Annotated in this window: 19 protein-coding genes; 8 read left to right on the plus strand and 11 right to left on the minus strand. The window is 65.6% G+C overall.

The window, feature by feature from the left end; all coding sequences use genetic code 11:
• Positions 1-325: 325 nt before the first annotated feature.
• Positions 326-3,010 carry an aconitate hydratase AcnA gene (gene acnA, locus EB836_RS13450; RefSeq protein WP_135541238.1) on the minus strand — a complete coding sequence of 895 codons (2,685 nt, stop codon included), beginning with the start codon at positions 3,008-3,010 and terminating at the stop codon, positions 326-328.
• A 310-nt stretch (positions 3,011-3,320) separates the two neighbouring features.
• On the opposite strand from acnA, the gene EB836_RS13455 reads away from it, so the two are divergent.
• Positions 3,321-3,515, plus strand: coding sequence for a hypothetical protein (locus tag EB836_RS13455; protein WP_135541240.1), 195 nt, complete (start codon positions 3,321-3,323; stop codon positions 3,513-3,515).
• A gap of 69 nt (positions 3,516-3,584) precedes the next feature.
• On the opposite strand, the gene EB836_RS13460 is transcribed toward EB836_RS13455, so the two are convergent.
• Entirely contained in the window at positions 3,585-4,928 is a 1,344-nt protein-coding gene (locus tag EB836_RS13460) for a TRAM domain-containing protein (RefSeq protein ID WP_135541242.1), read from the minus strand.
• 7 nt (positions 4,929-4,935) lie between these two features.
• A complete protein-coding gene (locus tag EB836_RS13465; RefSeq protein WP_135541244.1) occupies positions 4,936-6,840 on the minus strand; it encodes an APC family permease in 1,905 nt (634 codons plus the stop codon).
• 136 nt (positions 6,841-6,976) lie between these two features.
• Here EB836_RS13465 and EB836_RS13470 point away from each other — a divergent pair, with 136 nt between their 5' ends.
• A complete protein-coding gene (locus tag EB836_RS13470) occupies positions 6,977-7,651 on the plus strand; it encodes a TrkA family potassium uptake protein (protein WP_135541246.1) in 675 nt (224 codons plus the stop codon).
• A complete protein-coding gene (locus tag EB836_RS13475) occupies positions 7,648-8,325 on the plus strand; it encodes a TrkA family potassium uptake protein (RefSeq protein WP_135541248.1) in 678 nt (225 codons plus the stop codon). The genes EB836_RS13470 and EB836_RS13475 overlap by 4 nt, the downstream gene beginning before the upstream one ends.
• Before the next feature lie 74 nt (positions 8,326-8,399).
• Here the strand turns inward: EB836_RS13475 and EB836_RS13480 are convergent, their stop codons facing one another.
• The 3 genes from EB836_RS13480 to dut are packed head-to-tail and all read right to left on the minus strand — an operon-like array spanning position 8,400 to position 10,073.
• Positions 8,400-8,777: an OB-fold nucleic acid binding domain-containing protein gene (locus tag EB836_RS13480; protein ID WP_135541250.1), complete on the minus strand. Its 378-nt coding sequence runs from the start codon at positions 8,775-8,777 to the stop codon at positions 8,400-8,402.
• Positions 8,778-8,783: 6 nt separating this feature from the next.
• The gene (locus EB836_RS13485; protein ID WP_135541252.1) at positions 8,784-9,593 is read right to left on the minus strand and encodes a DUF3710 domain-containing protein; all 810 of its coding nucleotides are present in this window, start codon (positions 9,591-9,593) and stop codon (positions 8,784-8,786) included.
• A 6-nt stretch (positions 9,594-9,599) separates the two neighbouring features.
• Positions 9,600-10,073: a dUTP diphosphatase gene (dut, locus tag EB836_RS13490; RefSeq protein WP_205683370.1), complete on the minus strand. Its 474-nt coding sequence runs from the start codon at positions 10,071-10,073 to the stop codon at positions 9,600-9,602.
• Between the two features lie 64 nt (positions 10,074-10,137).
• Between dut and EB836_RS13495 the strand changes: the two genes are divergently transcribed.
• The gene (locus EB836_RS13495; RefSeq protein WP_135541256.1) at positions 10,138-10,593 is read left to right on the plus strand and encodes a DUF3093 domain-containing protein; all 456 of its coding nucleotides are present in this window, start codon (positions 10,138-10,140) and stop codon (positions 10,591-10,593) included.
• 95 nt (positions 10,594-10,688) lie between these two features.
• On the opposite strand, the gene EB836_RS13500 is transcribed toward EB836_RS13495, so the two are convergent.
• On the minus strand, positions 10,689-10,988 hold the full coding sequence (locus tag EB836_RS13500; RefSeq protein WP_135541258.1) for a DUF4193 domain-containing protein: 300 nt from the start codon (positions 10,986-10,988) through the stop codon (positions 10,689-10,691).
• A 284-nt stretch (positions 10,989-11,272) separates the two neighbouring features.
• Here EB836_RS13500 and EB836_RS13505 point away from each other — a divergent pair, with 284 nt between their 5' ends.
• The gene (locus tag EB836_RS13505) at positions 11,273-11,500 is read left to right on the plus strand and encodes a hypothetical protein (protein WP_135541260.1); all 228 of its coding nucleotides are present in this window, start codon (positions 11,273-11,275) and stop codon (positions 11,498-11,500) included.
• A gap of 64 nt (positions 11,501-11,564) precedes the next feature.
• Here EB836_RS13505 and EB836_RS13510 read toward each other — a convergent pair whose 3' ends face one another.
• Entirely contained in the window at positions 11,565-12,677 is a 1,113-nt protein-coding gene (locus EB836_RS13510; RefSeq protein ID WP_135541262.1) for a ferrochelatase, read from the minus strand.
• Positions 12,678-12,935: 258 nt separating this feature from the next.
• On the opposite strand from EB836_RS13510, the gene sepH reads away from it, so the two are divergent.
• Entirely contained in the window at positions 12,936-14,060 is a 1,125-nt protein-coding gene (gene sepH, locus EB836_RS13515; RefSeq protein ID WP_135541264.1) for a septation protein SepH, read from the plus strand.
• Here the strand turns inward: sepH and cydC are convergent.
• The 3 genes from cydC to EB836_RS13530 are packed head-to-tail and all read right to left on the minus strand — an operon-like array spanning position 14,035 to position 20,132.
• Positions 14,035-17,529, minus strand: a complete 3,495-nt coding sequence (gene cydC, locus EB836_RS13520) for a thiol reductant ABC exporter subunit CydC (RefSeq protein ID WP_135541266.1) — start codon at positions 17,527-17,529, stop codon at positions 14,035-14,037. The genes sepH and cydC overlap by 26 nt on opposite strands.
• Entirely contained in the window at positions 17,526-18,548 is a 1,023-nt protein-coding gene (gene cydB, locus EB836_RS13525) for a cytochrome d ubiquinol oxidase subunit II (RefSeq protein ID WP_135541268.1), read from the minus strand. Before cydB ends, cydC begins: the two co-directional genes overlap by 4 nt.
• Positions 18,549-18,560: 12 nt before the next feature.
• The gene (locus EB836_RS13530) at positions 18,561-20,132 is read right to left on the minus strand and encodes a cytochrome ubiquinol oxidase subunit I (RefSeq protein WP_240689977.1); all 1,572 of its coding nucleotides are present in this window, start codon (positions 20,130-20,132) and stop codon (positions 18,561-18,563) included.
• A 239-nt stretch (positions 20,133-20,371) separates the two neighbouring features.
• On the opposite strand from EB836_RS13530, the gene EB836_RS13535 reads away from it, so the two are divergent.
• Both EB836_RS13535 and EB836_RS13540 read left to right on the plus strand, forming a co-directional pair.
• Positions 20,372-20,734: a BlaI/MecI/CopY family transcriptional regulator gene (locus EB836_RS13535; protein WP_135541270.1), complete on the plus strand. Its 363-nt coding sequence runs from the start codon at positions 20,372-20,374 to the stop codon at positions 20,732-20,734.
• 18 nt (positions 20,735-20,752) lie between these two features.
• Positions 20,753-21,646: a M56 family metallopeptidase gene (locus EB836_RS13540; protein WP_135541272.1), complete on the plus strand. Its 894-nt coding sequence runs from the start codon at positions 20,753-20,755 to the stop codon at positions 21,644-21,646.
• Positions 21,647-21,690 lie beyond the last annotated feature (44 nt).

A 21,690-nucleotide genomic window follows, 5' to 3' on the forward strand; every position in this document is an offset into this window, starting at 1 on the left:
CGGAGCGCCCCACCCCACTGCGGATACTTCCTCGCGCTGCGTCCATCTCCTCCCACTGGCCATGCATCATGCACCGCCGCCCGCCCCCGCTCTCCCCGCCGACGGCCGGGCATCCCTCACCCTCAGCGGGACACCGCCCCGATGCACCACAATGTTGAGACGCTGACGGTGAGGGATGCTCCGCCCACCGTTGCCCGTCGCCCAGGGACGACGAAGGCCGGCGGGAAGAATCCCACCGGCCTTCGTTCTCTTCCGGTTCAGCGCCTCAGCGCGAACCGACTGCCGCGAGTCGGAGACTCACAGCGCCCGGCCGCATCTCCTGCGATCAGGCGGTTGCCAGCTGACGCAGAACGTACTGCAGGATGCCGCCGTTGCGGTAGTAGTCGGCTTCACCCGGGGTGTCGATGCGCACCACGGCGTCGAATTCGACCTTCGTGCCGTCTTCCTTCTCGGCGGTGACCTTCACGGTCTCGGGGGTCTTGCCCTCGTTGAGTTCCGTGATGCCTTCAATGGAGAAGGTCTCGGTGCCGTCGAGGCCGAGCGACTCGGTCGATTCGCCGGCGGGGTACTGCAGCGGCAGCACACCCATGCCGATGAGGTTCGAGCGGTGGATGCGCTCGAAGCTCTCGGTGATGACCGCTTCGACTCCGAGCAGCTTCGTGCCCTTGGCGGCCCAGTCACGCGAGGATCCCGATCCGTATTCCTTGCCGCCGAGGACGACGAGCGGAGTGCCGGCGGCCTCGTAGTTGACGGAAGCGTCGTAGATCGTCGTCTGCGGTCCGCCCTCCTGCGTGAAGTCGCGGGTGAAGCCACCCTGGACTCCGTCGAGGAGCTGGTTCTGCAGGCGGATGTTCGCGAACGTTCCGCGGATCATGACTTCGTGGTTGCCGCGGCGCGAGCCGTAGGAGTTGAAGTCCTTGCGCTCGACACCGTTCTCGACGAGGTACTTGCCGGCCGGGGTATCGGCCTTGAAGGAACCTGCGGGCGAGATGTGGTCGGTGGTCACCGAGTCGCCGAGCTTCGCGAGCACGCGCGCACCCTTGATGTCCTCGACGGCTTCGGGCTCGAGTCCCATGCCGTCGAAGAAGGTGGGCTTGCGCACGTAGGTCGACTTGTCGTCCCACTCGAAGATCTTGCCCTCGGGGGTGTCGAGCTGCTGCCAGCGCTCGTCACCGTCGAAGATCCGGCCGTATTCGTTGTCGAACATATCGGTCGAGATCGACGAGGCGATGACCGACTCGACCTCCTCCGGTGCGGGCCAGAGATCCTTGAGGTAGACGTCGACGCCTTCGGAGTCCTTGCCCAGCGGCTGGTTCTCGAAGTCGAAGTCCATCGTCCCGGCCAGCGCGTACGCGATGACCAGCGGAGGCGAGGCGAGGTAGTTCATCTTCACGTCGGGGCTGATGCGGCCCTCGAAGTTGCGGTTGCCCGACAGGACAGCGGTGACCGAGAGGTCGTTGTCCTGAATGGTGTCGGAGATCTCCTGGTCCAGCGGACCCGAGTTGCCGATGCAGGTGGTGCAGCCGTAGCCGACGATGTAGAAGTTCAGAGCCTCGAGATCCTCGATGAGCCCGGCCTTCTCGTAGTAGTTGGTCACGACCTTCGAACCCGGAGCGATCGAGGTCTTGACCCACGGCTTGGAGTTGAGTCCGCGCTTGCGGGCGTTGCGGGCCAGCAGGCCGGCGGCCATCATCACCGAGGGGTTCGAGGTGTTCGTGCACGAGGTGATCGAAGCGATCGCCACAGCGCCGTTGGCCAGCTCGAACTGATCTCCGTCACCGGTGGTGACGTCGACGGACTTCGACTCCTCGCCGGGCGCGGCGTAGTTGTGGATGTCCTTGGCGAACTGGTTCTTGGCATCGGAGAGTTCGATGCGGTCCTGCGGGCGCTTCGGTCCGGAGATCGAGGGCACCACGGTGGACAGATCGAGTTCGATGTACTCGGAGTACTCGACTTCGTTCTCCGGATCGTGCCACAGCCCCTGGGTCTTGGCGTAGTCCTCGACGAGCTGGATCTGCTCGTCCGAGCGGCCGGTGAGCTTGAGGTAGTCGATGGTGACCTCGTCGATCGGGAAGATCGCGGCGGTCGAACCGAACTCGGGGCTCATGTTGCCGATCGTCGCACGGTTGGCCAGCGGCACCTCGGCCACACCCTTGCCGTAGAACTCGACGAACTTGCCGACGGCACCGTGCTGACGGAGCATGTCGGTGATCGTGAGCACGACGTCGGTCGCGGTCACACCGGAGGGGATCTCACCGGTGAGCTTGAAGCCGACGACGCGCGGGATGAGCATCGACACGGGCTGGCCGAGCATTGCTGCCTCGGCCTCGATGCCGCCTACGCCCCAACCGAGCACACCGAGGCCGTTGACCATGGTGGTGTGCGAGTCGGTGCCGACCAGGGTGTCCGGGTAGGCCCGGAGGACTCCGTCGACCTCGCGCGGCATGACCACGCGAGCCAGGTGCTCGATGTTGACCTGGTGGACGATGCCCATGCCCGGAGGCACGACCTTGAAGTCTTCGAATGCGGTCTGGCCCCAGCGCAGGAACTGGTAGCGCTCACCGTTGCGCTGGTATTCGATGTCCATGTTCAGTTCGACGGCGTCGGCGGTGCCGAAGCGGTCGATCTGCACCGAGTGGTCGATGACCAGCTCGGCCGGAGCCAGCGGGTTGACCTGATCCGGCTTGCCGCCGAGCTCGACGACCTTCTCACGCATGGTGGCGAGGTCGACGATGCAGGGCACACCGGTGAAGTCCTGCATCACCACGCGGGCCGGGGTGAACTGGATCTCGGTGTCCGGCTCGGCATTGGGGTCCCAGCTGCCGAGCGCCTCGATGTGCTCCGAGGTGATGTTTGCGCCGTCTTCCGTGCGCAGAAGGTTCTCCAGCAGCACTTTGAGGCTGAAGGGAAGCTTTTCCGATCCCTTGACCTTGTCGAGGCGATAGATCTCATAATCCTTATCGCCCACGGTCAGGGTGCTCTTCGATTTGAACGTATCGACGTTGCTCATCGTGATTCTCCTGTTTCATCCGATACTCATCCAAGAAACCGGACCGTTCCGAGTCTGCGGGCAGGCCCTTGCGCCGCGCACCGATTTACGCGACACATATGTTTCCAAAAGTATCTTGACGTCAAGATAAATTCTATCTCATTCGAGGGGCTTTGACCACTGTGGCACACGGAGGTTCGAACCCTCCGGTCGGGTTTTCCCCTCACTCATCTGCGGTCATCACCAGGGACGCCGCCGTGGCGCGGTGCCTAATGTGAGAACCGCGTCGAGGACATCGTCGCATACTCGCATCAGCACCGAGGAGACCCCCATGGACCCGTTCACGCTCGGCGCCGGATTCGGCTTCGGCGCACTGCTCGTCGGCATCATCTTCGCCGTGATCTGCAATTCCTTCGCCAGGGAGAAGGGCCGATCCGCCGGCTGGTGGGGACTGTGGGGATTCCTCACGACGTTCATCGCCCTCATCGTCCTCGTGCTCCTCCCCCGCCGGACCCCGGCCGGATGATCCCTCGCCGAGGCGGCTCCACCACTGACCGCGGCCCTCATCGAGGCGGCGCTGCCGGGGACGTCGACCTCACCTCCGGAGGACGGTGACCGTCTCCAGGTGTGAGGTGAGCGGGAAGAGATCGAAGCCGGTGAGGCTCTCGATCGCGAATCCCCCGCCGGTCAGCTGCGCGAGGTCGCGGGCCAGCGTCGCCGGGTCGCAGGAGACATAGACCAGAGTCCGCGCCGAGGATCCGATGAGCGCCGAGGTCACCGCCTTCCCTGCCCCTGCCCGCGGCGGGTCGAGGATGATGACATCGGATTCGGGCAGGCGGGCCCGATCGACGTCGAGGGTGAGGAACCGGGCGTCGAGATCGGCGGCGTTCGCACGTGCGTGCTCGATCGCCGGTCCGACCCCTTCGACTCCGAACAGCGGTGCTCCCGTCGCCCGTGCCGCGGAGATGCCGAGCAGACCGACTCCGCAGTAGAGGTCGGTGAGCGACTTCACTCGGTCGGGCAGCGCGGCGCTGACTTCCGCGCTGAGCAGTTCGGCCGCATCCCGGTGCACCTGCCAGAACCCGTCGGCGGCGACGGTGAAGTCCCGTCCCGCGACCGTCTCGGTGAGGTTCCGGCGGCCGCGGACGATGGTGAGCTCGGCGGGAGGACGCCTGCGGCCGCGTCCGCGCCCCCTGCGCTTGCCGTGATCGGGCCCGGCCGCCTCGGCGAGCAGAGAGAAGGAAGCGGGCAGCCACGCGTCGATCTCGGCGAGGACCTCAGCGGTGGGGCGCCCGCGGACGATGAGTGCTCCATGGTCTCCGGACCAAGCGAATTCGAGCCTGCGTGCCCCCGGTGCACGCAGCGCTGCGATGTCGAGGTCGTGGAGCGCTCCGGCGGCCAACGGCGGAGTGTTCACGGGAATGACATCGTGTGAACGGGACGCGAGCATTCCCGGCCGGCCCTCGGCGTCGACGGCCAGTTGGACGCGGGTGCGCCAGTCGGTGCCGTCGGTCTCGTGCGGTGCCGGCCGGACCTCGACCTGCCGATCGATGTGGCCGATGCGCGCCAGCTGGTCGGTGAGCACTTCGGCTTTGAGGGTCCGCGAATGGGCGATGTCGACATGTGCGTATTCCATGCCGCCGAAGCCGGTCGCTGCTTCGTCGGCGGCACCGGCCGGACCGCCGGCCTGTCCGTCGAACCGGTAGGCGGCACGACGGTCAGCGACACGGTGGGGTGAGGCTTCGAGCACCTCGGTGACTTCGGCGCGGAGGAATCTCGCGGCCGGTCCCGCGGCGGTGCGTGCCCGGACCCTCTCACCGGGCAGGGCACCCGAGACGAACACGACCTGTCCGTCGTGGCGGGCGATGGAGGTGCCTCCGGCTGCCGGGGACTCGATGTCGAGGGTGAGATCCTGGGCGGGAACCGATGTGTCGCTCATGAGTGTTCTATGCCTGCCTGTACAGAGAGGGGTCGGGGCCGTCTCCGCCGTATTGGCGGGAGAACGACCTCAGCCGCCACGGCACGGAGACCACGACGACATTGGGGACGAGGAGCAGGCGGGTGCGCAGCTTGAGCGCGACCTGGTTGTGCAGGATGTGCTCCCACCAGCGGCCGACGACGAACTGCGGGATGTAGACGATGACGAGATCTCGCGGAGACCGCCTGCGGATGGCGAGGATGTGCGCAAGCATCGGACGCACGAGTTCGCGGTACGGCGAGCCGAGGACCGTCAGCGGCACCGGCAGCTCCATCGCGTTCCACCGCTTCTGCAGATCGGCTGCGGCGTCTTCATCGACGGCCACGGTGACGGCCTCGAGCTGGCTCGACCGTGTGACTCGGGCATAGGAGAGGGCGCGCATGGTGGGTTTGTCGATCTCGCTGACGACGACGATGGCGTGTGTGTTCGACGGGATGGTCCGCGAATTCACATCGGCGTCCGGGGCGAGCTCCCGGGCCACGCGGGAGTAGTGGCGGTGGATGGCACCCATGATGAGGTAGAGACCGGCCATCGCGAACACGGCCAGCCAGGCACCGGCGAGGAACTTCGAGACGATGACGACGATGAGGACTCCGGCGGCGAGCACGCACCCCACTCCGTTGACGACCCGGTTGAAGTGCATCCGCATCCGGGTCTTCGAATCGATGACCAAACGCAGCCGTTTGCGCCAGTGCAGGACCATGCCCGCCTGTCCGAGGACGAAGCTGGCGAAGACCCCGACGAGGTAGAGCTGGATGAGCATCGTCGCCGAGGCGCTCGTGGCGATGACGAGGACGATCGCGGCCCCCGCGAGCAGGAGGATGCCGTTGGAGAAGGTGAGCCGGTCACCCTTCGTCGCCAGCTGTCGGGGCAGGAATTCGTCGCGCGCCAATCGGGAGGCCAGTCCCGGGAAGCCTTCGACGGCGGTGTTCGCGGCGGCGATGAGCACGAGGGCGGTGATGAGCACGACGATGTAGAACATCACGGGTGCGTTGTCGAAGATCGCATGTGCAAGCTGAGCGAGCACGGGTTCCTGCTCGTATTCGGCACTGATCGGGCTGCCGTCGCCGCGGACGAGGTAGAGGTGCGGGTCGTCGACGTATTTGATGCCGGTGGCCGAGGCCAGGTAGGTCAGCCCGGTGAGCATGAGGGCGGCGAGCAGGCCGGACAGCAGCAGGGTGTTGCCGGCGTTCTTGCCGCGCGGCTTCTTGAACGCCGGCACCGCGTTGGCCACGGTCTGGACACCGGCCAGGGCAACGGCTCCCGAGGAGAAGGCGCGGAGCACGATGAGGACCGTGGCCAGTCCGAGTGTCGCCTGGTCGCCGACGCTGCCGTGGACGACCGTGTAGTCGGCGGTCTGGGCGTGCGGGGTGTCGCCGAAGCCGACCCTGATGAGGCCCACGCACATGGTGAGGAACACGGCGCCGAGGAACAGGTAGGTCGGCACGGCCAGGAGCATCGGCGTCGCCCGGGATCCGCGCAGGCCCGCGAGGCAGATGAGCAGGATGCCGACGATCGCCACCGGCACCCGATAGGGCGCGAGCGGCGGGAAGGCCGTCGTGATGTACGCGGCGAACACCGTCATCGATACGGCCAGGGTGAGCACATAGTCGACGAGCAGGGCCGCGGCGACGACGAGCCCGGCACCGGAGCCGAGGTTCTTCGAGGCCACCTCGTAGTCGCCTCCGCCGGAGGGGTAGGCCCTGACATTGATGCGATAGCAGGCGACGATCACGAGGATGACGATGCCCACGGCCACGCCGATCCACGGGGCCACCGTCAGGGCCACGAGTGAGGTCAGCGACAGTGCCAGCAGGATCTCATCGGGAGCGTAGGCCACCGATGAGAGCATGTCGGAGGCGAAGACGGGCATTGCGATGCGCTTCTTCAGCGCCGGCGCACGCCTGTCCTCACTGCGGAAGGGCCGTCCAACGAGTAGTCTTTTGACGGCATCAGAAAAACTGCTGGCCACGGCAACCAATGGTAGATCACTGCGGAGAGGAAAACCGATGCACTTCGTGATTATGGGCTGCGGCCGGGTCGGGGCCTCCCTGGCCAAAGCCCTTGATGCGAATGGACACTCCGTCGCGGTCGTCGATCGGAACCCGGACGCGTTCCTCAAACTCGGTCGCGATTTCAGCGGTTCGACGATCACCGGCATCGGCTTCGACCGAGAAACCCTGTCCCAGGCGAAGACCGCCGAGGCCTTCGCCTTCGCTGCGGTCTCGAGCGGGGACAATTCGAACATCCTCGCCGCGCGTGTCGCCCGCGAGACCTTCGCGGTGACGAATGTCGCGGCCCGCATCTACGACCCGGCTCGTGCGCAGGTCTTCGAACGCCTCGGCATCCCGACCGTGCCGACGGTGCGGTGGACGGCTGAGCAGGTGATGCGCAAGCTCGTCCCGCAGGGGTCGATCACCGAATACCGTGAGCCTTCGGGCAATCTCGTCCTCGCCGAGGTGCATCTCGATCCCGGTTGGGTGGCCCGCCCGATCAAGGAGATCGAATCGCGGACGAAGGCACGGGTCGCCTACGTCACCCGCCTGTCCGAGGGCATTGTCGCTCACGAAGATCTGCTCATCCAGGACGGGGATCTCGTCCATCTCATGTGTCCGGTCGAGCGCCTCGGCGAGATCGAGCGGATCCTCGATCAGCCCGTGGCCACCGTGGAGGAAGAACAATGAGGGTCGTCATCGCCGGAGCCGGTTCCGTCGGTCGTTCGGTCGCCCGGGAGCTCATCGACAAGGATCATTCCGTTCTGCTCATCGATCAGAACAAGGACGCTCTCGGGCTGGAGCGGATCCCCGGAGCCGAATGGCTGCTCTCCGACGCGTGTGAACTCGCCGGCCTGGCCGAGGCGGGGCTCGAGGAAGCCGATGTCGTCGTGGCCGCGACCGGAGACGACAAGACGAACCTCGTGCTCTCGCTGTTGGCGAAGACCGAGTTCGGGGTGCCCCGGACGGTGTCGCGGGTGAATAATCCGAAGAACGAATGGCTCTTCGACGACAACTGGGGCGTCGATGTGGCGGTGTCGACTCCGCGACTGATGACCGCTCTCGTCGAGGAGGCGGTGGAGGTCGGCGGACTCGTCCACCTCATGAGCTTCGAACGCGGCCAGGCGGGTCTGCTCGAGTTCACGGTGCATGAGAACGCCGCGCTCGTGGCCGAACGCATCGGCGGGATCACGTTCCCGCTGGATACGGTGCTGGTGGCGATCATCCGCAATTCGCGAGCGTTCGCTCCGAGTGCCGATGACGTCATCGAGGCCGGGGACGAATTGTTCTTCCTCTCCTCCCCCGATCAGGAGGGGGCGCTGCTCGAGCTGCTGCGGGCGACGGCGGAGTCGACCGAGGACTGAGTCAATCGGCTGGGAGCTGAGCCGGCCGTCCGAGTTGTGGCCGGGTCAGTCGTCCGGTCCGTTTCGAGGCTGGCTCAGTCGTCCGAGTCGTCGCGTGTCTGCAGCAGTTCGTAGACGGGGTTGTGCGCGGTCAGCACACCGTCTTTGCCGCAGAATCGGCCCTCGAGGACGACCAGTGCGCCGGGTCGGATGCCGCTGATCTCCCGACGTCCGAGGAACTGGGCGCGGGCTTCACCGGTGCCGTCGGCCACGGTGATGTCGAGACGGGGGCTGTCGCCGCTGCACGACTGGGTGGTGGCGGAGACGACTCCGGCGATGCGCGAGGTCTTCCGAGCCTCCAAGTCTTCGACCGGGACGACTCCGGGGATCTGGCTGACGAAGCGCAGATCTGCGCGGGCTTCGGCATCGCGGGAGCCGAAGTCACGCACGAGCCGGCTGATGAGGTCCAGCATCCCGGTTCAGCGGACCTCTGTGATCTCGGGACCGCGCTCGAAGGGGTTGAGCTCGTCCTCGTCCTTCTCCTCCTCGTCGTCGTTTCCGACCTGCGGCGCGGTGAGGGCGATGAGTTCTCTGGGAGCCATGGCTTCTTCACCGCGGTCGACGACGACTCCGCGCAGGAGAGCGGAGAGTTCGGCGCGGATCTCATCATCGGTCACGGCCTTGCCGGAGAACACGGCGCGGATGAACCAGCGCGGTCCGTCGACGCCGGCGAAGCGCATGGCGCGTTTGCCGGGGCGACCCGATTCCGTCTTCGCGGGGACCTCGATCGCCAGTTCCTTCCCGAGCGAGGTATGCAGCTCGGACGATTCTCCGCCCTGACCGGTCACGGACTCGGCGAGCTGCTGGCGCACGGTGTTCCACAGTCCTTCGGAGCGCGGCGTCGCGAACGCCTGGAGCTGGATGCCTCCACCGTCGTGGATGAGGGTCACGGCGAGAACGCGCTGCGAATCATCGTCGGTGTCCAGACGCACCTGCATGCCGTCGACGACGGGCACCTTGAGGGCGCCGAGGTCGAGGCGATCGTGCTCCGGATAGTCCTCGGAAATGTCGAACGGTCCCTTCTCGGACCGGTCGAAGGGTGCGGACTTCTCCAGCAGCGCCTCTTCTTCGTCGAGGTCATCCTCCGGCTCTCCGTCCTCGGTTTCGAGGTCGGTCGCCTCGGTGTCTTCGGCGGTGAGGTCCTCTTCTTCGTCGTCGACGGCTTCTTCTGCGCGGACATCGTCATCGGTCGTCGGTGTGGTCTTCTTGAACCGGGAGAACAGTCCCATGAGTCCTCACTTCTCCTTTTCGCTGAGGCCGGCGTCGATACCGCCGGTGGAGCCGAATCCGCCGGCTCCGCGGTCACTGGCGTCAAGGGTGTCGACGATCTCGAAGTCAGCCTGTGCCACTGCTTGGATCACGAGTTGGGCGATGCGGTCACCCCGGGCGATGCGCAGCGGGGTCTTCGCGTCGAGGTTGATGAGCGGCACCTTGATCTCGCCGCGGTATCCGGAATCGATGGTTCCGGGCGCATTGACGACGGTGACCCCATGCTTGCTCGACAGTCCCGAGCGCGGGTGGACGAACGCCGCATAGCCTTCGGGCACGGCGATCGCGATTCCCGTCGGCACCACACGGCGTTCGAAGGGTTCGAGGACGAAGTCGACGGTCGAGCGCAGGTCGGCTCCGGCATCGCCCGCGTGCGCGTAGGCGGGGGCGCTCATGCCCGCGTCGAGGAGCTGGAGGTTGATCTTCAGGGTTTCCGTCACAAAGATGCACTCTAACGCTCCAGCCTGAGCGCGGCCAAACTTTTCGCTGTGGGACAATGGGGACATGGCAACAACGCAATCCGGCACCCAGGTGATCTTCCAGGAGAAACTCCGTCCGTCGATCGGCATGTGGTTCTTCATCGTGGTGGCCGCGGCATCGACCGCGCTCATGGTCGCCCCCGTCTGGCCCGTGGGCACCATCATCCTGCCCATCATCAGCTTCGCCCTCTTGGCATGGTGGCTGACCTCCCTGACCGTGACGATCATCGTCACGGAGCAGCAGCTGTTCGTCGGCGAAGCCCATATCGACCGGAAGTTCGTTCCGAGTGCGCAGGCCTTCGACGGCGAGGCAGCCCGCCAGGCCCGCGGCGTCGACCTCGATGCGCGAGCGTTCCTCAAGATCCGCCCCTGGGCGAAGGCGGTCGTGCGGATCGACCTCGATGACGACTCGGATCCCACTCCCTACTGGCTCGTGTCCACGCGCCGCGCCGACGATCTCGCAGCCGCACTCAACGGCTGAACGGACTGCAGGCATCTCATCTGCCGCAGAGTCAGAAATACGCAACGCGCCCTTCATTGCGAAGGGCGCGTTGCGTATATCTGGAGAGAAGCGAATCAGCCTGCACAGTCCGTGCAGATCGGCACGCCGCCCTCTTCGGTCGCAAGCTGCGAACGATGGCGGACCAAGAAGCATTCCATGCAGGTGAACTCGTCGTTCTGTTTGGGGAGAACACGAACGGAGAGCTCTTCGTTCGACAGGTCCGCGCCCGGAAGTTCGAAGCCTTCGGCGACCGCGGTCTCGTCTTCATCGATCTTGCTTGCCTGCGCCTGTGAGCGCTGAGCCTTGAGCTGTTCGATCGAATCGCTCTTGATCTCATCGTCTTGCTTGCGAGGTGCGTCGTAGTCTGTTGCCATATGGCCTCATCGCTCTCTGTCCAGGGGGTGCCGAAGAGGATCATCGTATCCTCCGCGTGACGTGTCCCCAGCATTGTGCACTGTATGCTTGCCGTTGGCAAGATGGAATGCGTACCCTATACGGTGATTCTCATCACCAGTTTGTCGACACATGTCGATCACACATAGAGTTCTCGAGAAGCTCTGCAAGAATGCTTGTGATGGACAGCACCGACAGTCCGCTCTGCCGGTAGAACACCGGGTTCGTCCTCACCGGAGGCGACCCCAGGAAGGACGGATCCACAATGAGTGAATTCGCTGATCAGCTCGATACTCGAATCGATGATGTCCGTCATCGCATTCACGAGGCCCGGTCCGCCGGTGACGACTTCCTCGTCGAAAATCTCATCGACGACCTGCAGAACCTCATGGAACTCGCCGATCGCAACGACGTCGATACCGGACCTATCGCCGAGGTGATCCAGGCCGAGACGGGCGCTCTGCCCGTCATCCCGAGCCCGGAAGACGCCTGAGGATCTGAGTACGAAGAACCCTCCCCCACCGAATCGGTGAGGGAGGGTTCTTCATGTTCTGGAATCAGTTCGCGTGCGCCCAGTTCGGGACCGTGGCGCGTTCGATACGACCGCGACAGCACTCGATGCTGCACGCTCCGCTGCCGGGCACCAGCGCCACCGTTCCGGGCAGCGCGGGGGCTTCGACCTCTTCACCGCGCAGCTGTGCGACTCGCTCCATGACGAGGTCGACGAGACCGGACACGAACGCTTCATGAGTGCCGACGGTGGCGGCGCGGGTGAACGCGAACCCGAGTTCGTCCGCGGTCTCCTTCGCTTCGGTGTCGAGGTCGAAGGCGACCTCCATATGGTCGGAGATGAAGCCGATGGGCACGAGCACGACACCGCTGACCCCCTCCTCGGCGAGTTCGGCCATCCGGTCGTTGACGTCGGGTTCGAGCCAGGGCACCTCCGGCGAACCCGACCGGGAGCAGTAGACGAGTTCGGCGGGAATGCGCTCGGATTCGTCCATGCGACCCATGAGGTGGTCCATGAGCTCTTCGTGCTGGGCGAGGTAGCCGTTCGTCGTCGCCGCCGACGCATCCTGCATGACGTTCGGAATCGAGTGGGTGACGAAGAGAATGCGGTGTTCGGCCGCGTCGAGCTCACCGACCTGCTTCTTGAAGTCCGTCAGGGCCTGGCTCAGGCAGGCGGCACAGGCGTCGGCATAGCCGAGATGGTTGTAGAACTGGCGGATCTTGTCGATCGAGACCGTGAGCCCCTCCCCGGCGAGCGTGTCGATCGTCTCCGCGAAGTCCTCACGGTACTGCCGGCACGAGGAGTACGACGAGTAGGCGGAGGTGTCGATGGAGAGGAACGAGGAGGCACCGTTCTGGGCGAGGCTGCGCACCTCATCGGTGAGATAGGGATCCCAGTTGCGGTTGCCCCAGATCAGCGGGGTGTCGATTCCCCGGCGGTCGAGTTCGGCCCGCAGCGCGGCGAGCAGAGCCTTGTTCTGGTCGTTGATCGGGGACTTGCCTCCGAAGCCGAAGTAGTGCTCCCCCACCTCCTCGAGTCGCTCCTCCGGGATCCCGCGGCCGGCGGTGACGTTGCGGAGGAAAGGAACCACTTCTTCTGGGGCCTCGGGTCCTCCGAATGACATGAGGATCAGGGCATCGATGGGTGCAGTCTTATTCACGGTTTCGATTTTACAGGCTGTAGAGCGTCTCGGCCCGATGTCCGCAGAGTGAGCCTGGCCCACTCACGGAGCAGACGCCGCGCCGTCGCGGCCCGCCTCGCCGGCGGCAAGTGACGCTCCTGCGTGTCCGAATTCACAGTTTCACCCGCACAAACCCCGAACCGGCCCGTGATTTCGCGACTCGCGTGCAAATCTGCCCGGTGCGAGAGGCCGAACGTGACACGATTCAGATGAGACGCGACAAAGGAGCTTAAGGCAATGCGTGAACTGATCTTGAACGGAGTCGACGCAGATGGCACCCATCTGCTGTTGAACGACGAGAACGGGCTTCAGTACCGAGTCGTCCTCGACGAGGCTCTCACCGCCGCGGTGCGCAGGGAACGCACCCCATCCAAGTCCGATGCTCCCGTACGTCCCAAGGACATCCAGGCCATGATCCGCGGCGGCATGGACGCCGAAGAGGTCGCCGCCTCCACCGGCGCCGACATCGACTACGTGCGCACCTATGAGAGCCCGGCCATGGCCGAACGCGAACGTACCGCGTACCTGGCCAGTCGTCATCCGATCTACTCCGATCACGATCCCAACGGTGATCCCACCCCGCTCATCGAGCTGTGCCGGGAACGTCTGGCGATGCGCGACGTCAACATCGACACGATGGAATGGGACTCCTGGAAGCAGCAGGACGGCAACTGGTACGTCCAGCTCACCTTCACTGCCGCCGACCGCGTCCGCACCGCGAGCTGGCACTACTATCGCCGCTCGCTGACACCGATCGACGACGAAGCCAAATGGCTCGCCGATTCCGGTCCGACCGACACCGGCCCGATCCCGAACTATGGGTCCGGAGCCGAACGACAGGTCACCACCGAGGAGGTCGACGTCTTCCCGCAGTCGGGTCCGTCTGAGTCGATCGCCTCAGACGGTCCCGTGCGGCCGACGGCCGGTTCGGCGCCGTCCCAGCAGGCCCGCGACCACCAGGCCGAGACCGGGCGGATCCTGGAGAACCTGCGCAAGCGTCGCCATCATGAGGCGGAGGAGGAGCCGCGCACTCGTCTGCGTGCGGTCACCGAGGATCCTGAGACGCACCCCCAGGGAGCCCACACTGCTCCTGGCCAGCCCGAGGCTGCCACCGATGATGAGGTCTTCGCTTTCGAAGATCCCGCACCGGCGGAAGACGACCCGCAGGAGCCGACCGAGAAGGTCGGCGTCTTCGATGACGAGAATCAGCTGTCCCTGCTCAATGAGCCCGGTGTCAGCGACCACTCCGAACAGCACAAGGATGCGTCTGCGGCCAAGGAAGCGAAGCCGAAGGCGAAGAAGAACTCCCGCGCGTCGATCCCGAGCTGGGACGAGATCATGTTCGGCTCGAAGCGGGACTGACTTCGGCCCTGCCGTCTTCCGGGGCGTTCCGGCCCAGATCGACGACCGTGTCCCCGACGTCGATGAGACGACGGTCGTGAGTGACCATGACGACGGTGCGTTCCACGAGGCTCCTGCGCAGATCGTCGATGAGGTCCCTCGCGGTCTCGTCGTCGAGGTGTGCCGTCGGTTCGTCGAGGACGATGACACCGGCTCCGGTGAGCAGGGTCCTCGCCACCGCAAGGCGCTGTCGCTGACCGCCGGAGACTTCCGTACCGTGATCGCCGACCCAGCGGTCGAGGCCGGCGGCATCGGCCCATTCGCCCAGCCCTGCGGCACGCAGAGCCTCGAACATCTCCGCGTCAGAGGGCAGGCTCGGCCGGGCCAGCGCCAGGTTGCCGCGCACGGTGGAGCGGAAGACATGTGCTTCCTGCGGACACCAGGCCAGCTGCCCGACCAGGTCTTCGGGTGAGCGCGTGAGCATGTCGTGGCCCTCGCCCTCGCTGTCGCGGGCGGTATAGGACCCGGACCAGGGGTCGAGGAATCGCAGCAGCACGCTCAGACTCGTCGTCTTCCCGGTGCCGCTGTCTCCGCACAGAACGGTCCAGCTGCCGCGTTCGGCCTGCAGCTGAAGTCCCTCGAGCACCGCCTGCTCATCCCACCCCACGGTGATTCCGTCGAGTTCGAGTGCGTCGATTCCCGCCCGAGCGCTCACGGTCCGCGATGGCGCTGCCGATGATTCTGCGTCTGCGGTGTCGTCCTCGCGCTCCGGCTCTGAAGCCTGCGGCTGCCGGGCCCTCGTGCCGCGGTGTGCAGCCGGCAGCGCGTCGAGTGCTGCGGCCAGTCCCGGCAGCTGCCGGAATGCCTCGAGTGCGGAGGCGAACACGTCGTTGAGTCCGAGAGCCATGAGTGTCAGGACTGCGAGGATCTCCGTCGGAGTCTCCGAAGTCACTGCCAGCACCAGAGCTGTGGCGAAGGTGCTCAGCTGCAGCCATACCTGGGCCAGTCCGAAATTCCGTGCCGAGGCGGCCTGTTTCGCGGCCAGTCTCTTCTCCGAGGCGGCCAGCAGATCGAGGACACGGTCATCGGCCCCATTCGTATGCAGATCGTCTTTGGCACTCAGCGCTCTGGTGAGCAGGGAGAGGATCCGGTTGTGGTCATCGCGGATGCCGCGTGCCAGTCTGCTCTCGGCACGGATGACGATGATCGGGACGATGATGAGATCGATCCCGGCGAGCAGCAGGATCCACGGCAGCGCGCCGAAGTCGAGCAGGGCTGCGGTGATGCTCACACCGATGACGACCATCGCGGACACGAGCGGCGGGAACAGGGTGCGTGGGACGAGGTCGCGCACATCGTCGGCGTCGGCGACCATGGCCCGCAGGGCGGAGTCCGAGGTGCGCAGTCTCCGGTCGCTCATGCCCACGGATTCGAAATGCTCCCACACGGTGGTGCGGAGTCGGGTGAGCGCGGCGAAGATCGCCGAGTGCAGCCGCAGGCGACTGACATAGAGGAGCACTGAACGGCTGAGGCCGAAGAACCGGACACCGACGATGGCGACCATGAGCAGCATGATCGGCGGCTGGTACGAGGCTTCGACGATGAGCCAGGCCGAGACCGCGGTCAGGGCGATGGCCGCCAGGCTCGAGGCACAGGCCGTGAGGGCGGCGATCAGCATCGACGGGGTGAACAGCGGCAGGCTCGAGGAGAGGATCGCCCATCGCCTCCGCAGCGCAGTCGGCCACGGTTCCGAGGCGGGCATGAAATCCGAAGCGGACTCCTCGCCGAATTCTGAGTCGAGCTCCGAACCGCGCTTCGAGAGCGCCTCCCCTGCAGACTCCGGCCCCAGCGAGGACGAGGATTCACTGACTCCGGGAGCACCGGTGGGCACGTGCGCCTCCACTTCGGCACCTGTTCTCTCTGCCGCCGGGGTCTTCTCCGGGCGGATCTCGGTCTCGGCCAGAGCGCGAACCCGTTCGTCATGGCTGGCCAGGACGACACGATGGGTGGCGGCCGCCTCGGCGATCATGGCGATGACGATGTCGGCATTGTCGGCGTCGAGGTGCGCGGTCGGTTCGTCGAGGACGAGGATATCGGCTCCCCCGCCGAGGCGGTGCAGCACCCGCACCAACGCGAGACGACGCTGCTGGCCGGGGCTGAGCGCGGCCGTCTGGGTGGACAGTTCCGTGGGCAGACCGGCGGCGGCCAAGGCGGCCCGTGCCTGTCCACGATCGAGTCCGAACAGGCTGAGTTCGGCACCGATGGTGGCGGAGAACATCCGCGGCGCCTGCGGCACATAGGCCGCAGACACAGGTGCGACGGTGGTCCGGGCGTCGGCGGGCAGGCTGCCGACCAGGGCGCTCAAGACGGTGGTCTTCCCCGCGCCCGAGCGTCCGCTGATCGTGGTCACTCCCGGGGCGGTGTCGATGGTGCCCGACCAGGAGACGAGTGTGCCGTCACCGTAGATGACGTGCTGGCTCGCGGACTCGCCGATGGCCGACACCACCTCGCCCGGCACCGGTGCAGCGCCGGGCACCTGTCCCTCGTCACGCACCGGCGTCTCACTCGCCGCCTGTGCTTCGGCAAGCAGCCCCTGCGCCCGTCCACGAGCTTCGCGCCCGTTCTCGCTGGCATGGAACCCGGAGCCGAGTTCACGCAGAGGGATGAAGCATTCGGGGGCGATGAGGAGGACGAAGAGTCCCGCACTGAGATCCATCGTCCCGTTGACCAGGCGCAGTCCGATGACCACGGCGACCAGCGCCACCGAGATCGTGGCGATGAGCTCGAGCGCCAGGCTCGAGAGGAAGGCGATGCGCAGCGTCGAGAGGTTCGCATCGTGATAGCGCTGCCCGAGTTCGCGCAGACGGCGCGCATGATCACGGGACCGGCCGAGACCGATGAGGACGGGGAGCCCCTCGGCGAGTTCGGCCAGATGATCGGACAGACGTTCCAGAGCACCGAGCGTCTCACGCGTCGATTCGGCCGTGTACCGACCGATGAGCACCATGAACACGGGCACCAGCGGCAGGCACACGGCGATGATCACCGCCGAGAGCACATCGCTGAAGACGATCCGCACAAGCAGGACGACGGGGACCACGGCGGCGGCGCTGAGCGCGGGCACCACCGTGGTGAAGTAGTCGTCGAGGTCGTCGATGCCGCGGGTGACCGTGACCGCTGTCGTGGTCTTCGGCCGTCCGCGGCCGCGCAGCAGGGCGCCGAGGATCCCCGCGCGCAGATCGCGTTTCGATTCGGCGGCCAGGGAAGCGCCCAGTCGCCTGTCCAGCCACAGCCCGCCGCCGCGCAGCAGCGCACCGAGGATGCCGAGGACCACCCACAGTCCCGGTGCGCTGTGGCCGACGATGGCACGCACGAGCGCTTCGGCGACGAGCACGATCCCTGTTGCCCGCGAGAGCGCGGAGCACACCGAGAGCACGAGTCCGCGCCGACCGTTCGGCAGCTCGAGCAGGATCGACAGGGGTGAGCTCACGACCGGATCGCCACCGGCACCTTGTGTGCTTCGGGGATGTGGGTCTCAGCGATGCGGCCGAGGAACATCCGGTAGCTGAAGATCTGATAGCCGATGATCACCGGGAGAATGACCACGGTGACGATGAGCATGACGGTCAGGGTGTAGTCCGAGGACGAGGCCGTGGCGACCGTCAGCGAATTCGCCGCATCGAGCGTCGACGGCAGCACATTCGGGTACGCTCCGGCGAAGACCGAGCCGAGTCCGGTCAGCAGGTAGATCCCGTGGAGGACGAAGGCGCGCTTCTCAGCGCCTGCCCGCACCGCGAAGAACGCGGTGATGAGAGTGATGAGTCCGATGAGCACGGGCACGATGAGCCAGGTGCGGTGTGTGACGGACAGAGCGAACCAGATGACGAACGGGATCGCCGCAGGCAGCATGGCACGCGCGGCCCACCGCTGAGCCCGGGCCCGGATCTCTCCCTGCGTCTTGAGTCCGAGGAAGACGAGCCCGTGGACGAGGGTGAACCCGATCCCGCCGAGTCCGCCGAGCAGAGCCGGCCAGGACACCCAGGCGAAGGGACCGCCGACGATGTCACCGTGGCCGTTGAGCGGCAGCCCGGTCGTCGTCATTGCCAGCATCGCACCGATGCAGAACGCGGTGACGGCCGAACCGACCGCCATCGCCCAGGTCCAGAACGACTTCCACGCCTGTGTGTGGCCCTTTCCGCGGTACTCGATCGACACGGCACGGAAGATGAGGCCGAGCAGGCACAGGGTGAGCGGAATGTAGAGGGCGGAGAACAGCGAGGCGTACCAATGCGGGAACGCGGCGAACATCGCGCCGGCCGCGGTGATCAGCCACACCTCGTTGCCGTCCCACACGGGACCGATCGAGTTGAGCAGCACGCGTCTGCCGCGTTCGCTGCGGGACAGGAACGGCATCATCATGCCGACGCCGAGGTCGAAGCCGTCGAGGAACATGTAGCCGATCCACAGGACGACGATGAGAACGAACCAGATCGTGGCGAGGATTTCCATCGTGATTCTCCCTCAGTAGGCGAACGACAGCACATCGTCGCCGTCGTCGGTGATCGTGGGTTTGGATTTGGGCGCCGCGAGGTCCGGCATCGCCGAGGCGACTCCGCCCTTGACATAGGTCGTCAGCAGCCGCAGCTCCACGACCATGAGCACCCCGTACACGAGGGTCAGGCTGATCAGTGAGAACAGCAGCATTGCGGGTGTGACCTCGGGTGAGAGCGCCGCCTGGGTGTACATGAACACACCGTCGAGCTGGGCGGGGTTCGGGGCCACGACGAAGGGCTGACGGCCCATTTCGGTGAAGATCCATCCTGCCGAGTTCGCGATGAACGGTGCCGTGATGGCCAGGACGAAGCCGCGGCTGAGCCATTTCGACTGCGGAACCGTGCCCTTGCGAGAGAGCCAGAGTCCGATCGCGCAGACACCGGCGGCGAGAGCACCGAAGCCGATCATCATGCGGAATCCCCAGTAGGTGACGATCATGATCGGCTGGTAGTCGATCGGCTCACCGGCGTGTTCGCCGTATCTCGGGTCATCGGGGATATGGGTGCCGTAGTGCTCCTGGTATTCCGGGAGCAGGGTCGTCACGCCGTGGACCGGGGTGTCGAAGTCGCCGTTGGCGAGGAAGGACAGCAGCCCGGGGATCTCGAAGATGTTCTGGACGCCGTCGCAGTCGTTCGACGCCGGGTCGGCGATGGTGAGGACGGAGAATTCGGTGCCGTCGTGGCAGGCTGCCTCGGCGGAGGCCATCTTCATCGGCTGCTGTTCGAACATCAGCTTCGCCTGGACGTCACCGGTGATGGAGACTCCGGCGAAGGCGATGATGCCGACGATGGCGCCGATGCGCAGCGACTTGATCCACACCGTGTGGTCGGTCGCGTCGCGCCCGGGCAGTTCGGGTGTGGACCCGACGATGACCTTGCCGTCGGCGCCGACGGTGTCGATGCCGTCCTTGCGTCGATGGTAGAGGTGGTACCAGGAGATGCCGAGCAGGAACGAACCGCCGACGGCCAGGGCGCCGAAGAGCGTGTGCGTATAGGCCGCGATGGCGGTGTTGTTGCCGAGCACGGCCCACACATCGGTCATCACCGGTCGACCGTCGACGAGTTCGACGCCGACGGGGTGCTGCATCCACGAGTTCGCGACGATGATGAAGTAGGCCGAGATCCACGATCCGATGACCGCGCACCACAGCGCACCGAGGTGGACGGCCCGGTGCAGCCGGCCCCAGCCGAAGACCCAGAGGCCGATGAACGTCGATTCGAGGAAGAAGGCGAGAAGCGCCTCGAGAGCCAGGGGCGCGCCGAAGACATCGCCGACGAAGCGGGAGTACTCGCTCCAGGCCATGCCGAACTGGAATTCCTGGACGAGGCCGGTGGCCACACCCATGATGAAGTTGATGAGGAAGAGTTTGCCGAAGAACTTCGTGCTCCGCAGGTAGACCTCGTTGCCTGTGCGGTGGTAGATCGTCTGCAGGATCGCGACGAGCATCCCGAGCCCCAGCGTCAGCGGCACCATCCAGAAGTGGTAGACCGTGGTGATTCCGAATTGCCATCGTCCGATGAGGACCGGGTCCAATTCCATGGGCTCTCCGTTCAGGTTCGGCAATGTTTCTACGCTGCGTAGAATTCTACACTCCGTAGAACCGGCACCGTAACCGTTTCGTCATTCAAGATTCCCTGTACCAAGTATGCCCCTCCCCTGCCGCGGGAGACCAGCGTCGATCAGCGGGCGCCACACAGCCGCCTGCCTGGAATTCGACAGACTGTAGAGATATACTCTTGTTGTACCGGCCGACGAAGAAGACTGAGGACTTAAGAACTGTGGGAACACTGGGTGAACTCGAACGCAGCGTCATGGACGCCATCTGGGTCCATGACGACGGATTGAGTGCCGCCGAGCTCCGCGACGTACTCTCGGATCGAGAGCTCGCTCTGACGACGGTCCATACTGTCCTCTCCCGCCTGGAGAAGAAGGGCTTCGTCACTCGCGACCGGAGCATTCGCCCGCATCGCTACCTCGCGGTATCCACTCGCGAAGACCACGTGGCGGAGCTGATGACCGAGATGCTCTCGCAGGCCCCGGACCGTCAGGCCGTCCTCGCACGCTTCCTCGGCACCGTCACGGAAGCCGACACCAAGGCGCTGCGCAACCTGCTCGGACGCAATCACTCGACGCAGTCCTGACCCAGGTCGGTCACCTCAATGACCATCGTGGGCTTGATTCTGGCCGTGCTGGCGTTTCTGCTGGCATGGCCGATTCCTGCGGCTCTCGCGCGCTTTCGCGGTGATCCGATCTCCGAGGTCGTCCTCTGGCAGGCCGTCGGCCTCTCCGGTGGGCTCTCCCTCATCGGAGCCGCACTCGCTTTCGCCGTTGCTCCCGGAACGACCAGTCTGCCTCAGGGACTCCTCGAACTGCTGCGCGGTGAAGCCCATACTCAGCTTTCGCTGGTGGCATGGGTCTTCCTCATCATCGCCGTCCTCCTCATCGGCCGACTGCTCGGCTGCCTGGTTCTGACCTTCTATTCGGCGAGGAAGGCGCGCCTGCGCCACGATGAGATCCTCCACCTGCTCAGCGAGCCCTCGGCGACCTACCCCGATACGCGGATCATCAGCACCGACGAAGTGGTCGCGTACTGTCTGCCGAAAGGACCGCGGAAGGGCACTGCTGTGCTCTCCACCGGTCTGATCAAGGCCCTCGATGAGAACGAACGCACCGCGGTCATCGCGCACGAGCGGGCGCATCTGGACTTCCGGCACGACGTGCTCGTCATTCCCTTCGCCGCTTGGCACCGCGCTCTGCCCTACTTCTCTGCCACGGCGATCGGTCTCAACTCGGTGAATCGGCTCATCGAGCTCATGGCCGATGATCAGGCACGAGAGCGCGTGGATCCGCAGATCCTCGCTCAGGCCGTGCAGTCGGCGGCCGAGATGAACCCCGAGCACCGCGGTGGCCTCTCGGCACAGCGCATCCGCAGGCTCTCCCATCCCTTGGACTCGACACGGATCCCCGTGCGACTGATGTCGATCGGGTTGGCCGCAGTGCTGCTGCTCGTCCCGACCCTTCTCATCCTCACGCCCGCTGCCTTCGGCATCTGATTACCGGCGCGGGCGATCGTCCGCGACGGCGGGCGGACAGCGGC

The organism is Brevibacterium sp. S111 (genome assembly GCF_004745075.1).
Taxonomy (GTDB): Bacteria; Actinomycetota; Actinomycetes; order Actinomycetales; family Brevibacteriaceae; genus Brevibacterium.

What these genes read in the sequence shown, in the direction of transcription:
- EB836_RS13530 (WP_240689977.1), bottom strand. Translation starts at nt 20,132, where the DNA reads ATGGAATTGGACCCGGTCCTCATCGGACGATGGCAATTCGGAATCACC.
- EB836_RS13480 (WP_135541250.1), bottom strand. Translation starts at nt 8,777, where the DNA reads ATGCTGGACCTCATCAGCCGGCTCGTGCGTGACTTCGGCTCCCGCGAT.
- EB836_RS13460 (WP_135541242.1), bottom strand. Translation starts at nt 4,928, where the DNA reads ATGAGCGACACATCGGTTCCCGCCCAGGATCTCACCCTCGACATCGAG.
- EB836_RS13455 (WP_135541240.1), top strand. Translation starts at nt 3,321, where the DNA reads ATGGACCCGTTCACGCTCGGCGCCGGATTCGGCTTCGGCGCACTGCTC.
- EB836_RS13470 (WP_135541246.1), top strand. Translation starts at nt 6,977, where the DNA reads ATGCACTTCGTGATTATGGGCTGCGGCCGGGTCGGGGCCTCCCTGGCC.
- EB836_RS13505 (WP_135541260.1), top strand. Translation starts at nt 11,273, where the DNA reads ATGAGTGAATTCGCTGATCAGCTCGATACTCGAATCGATGATGTCCGT.
- EB836_RS13475 (WP_135541248.1), top strand. Translation starts at nt 7,648, where the DNA reads ATGAGGGTCGTCATCGCCGGAGCCGGTTCCGTCGGTCGTTCGGTCGCC.
- EB836_RS13500 (WP_135541258.1), bottom strand. Translation starts at nt 10,988, where the DNA reads ATGGCAACAGACTACGACGCACCTCGCAAGCAAGACGATGAGATCAAG.
- cydB (WP_135541268.1), bottom strand. Translation starts at nt 18,548, where the DNA reads ATGGAAATCCTCGCCACGATCTGGTTCGTTCTCATCGTCGTCCTGTGG.
- EB836_RS13495 (WP_135541256.1), top strand. Translation starts at nt 10,138, where the DNA reads ATGGCAACAACGCAATCCGGCACCCAGGTGATCTTCCAGGAGAAACTC.
- acnA (WP_135541238.1), bottom strand. Translation starts at nt 3,010, where the DNA reads ATGAGCAACGTCGATACGTTCAAATCGAAGAGCACCCTGACCGTGGGC.
- EB836_RS13465 (WP_135541244.1), bottom strand. Translation starts at nt 6,840, where the DNA reads ATGCCCGTCTTCGCCTCCGACATGCTCTCATCGGTGGCCTACGCTCCC.
- sepH (WP_135541264.1), top strand. Translation starts at nt 12,936, where the DNA reads ATGCGTGAACTGATCTTGAACGGAGTCGACGCAGATGGCACCCATCTG.
- EB836_RS13540 (WP_135541272.1), top strand. Translation starts at nt 20,753, where the DNA reads ATGACCATCGTGGGCTTGATTCTGGCCGTGCTGGCGTTTCTGCTGGCA.
- EB836_RS13485 (WP_135541252.1), bottom strand. Translation starts at nt 9,593, where the DNA reads ATGGGACTGTTCTCCCGGTTCAAGAAGACCACACCGACGACCGATGAC.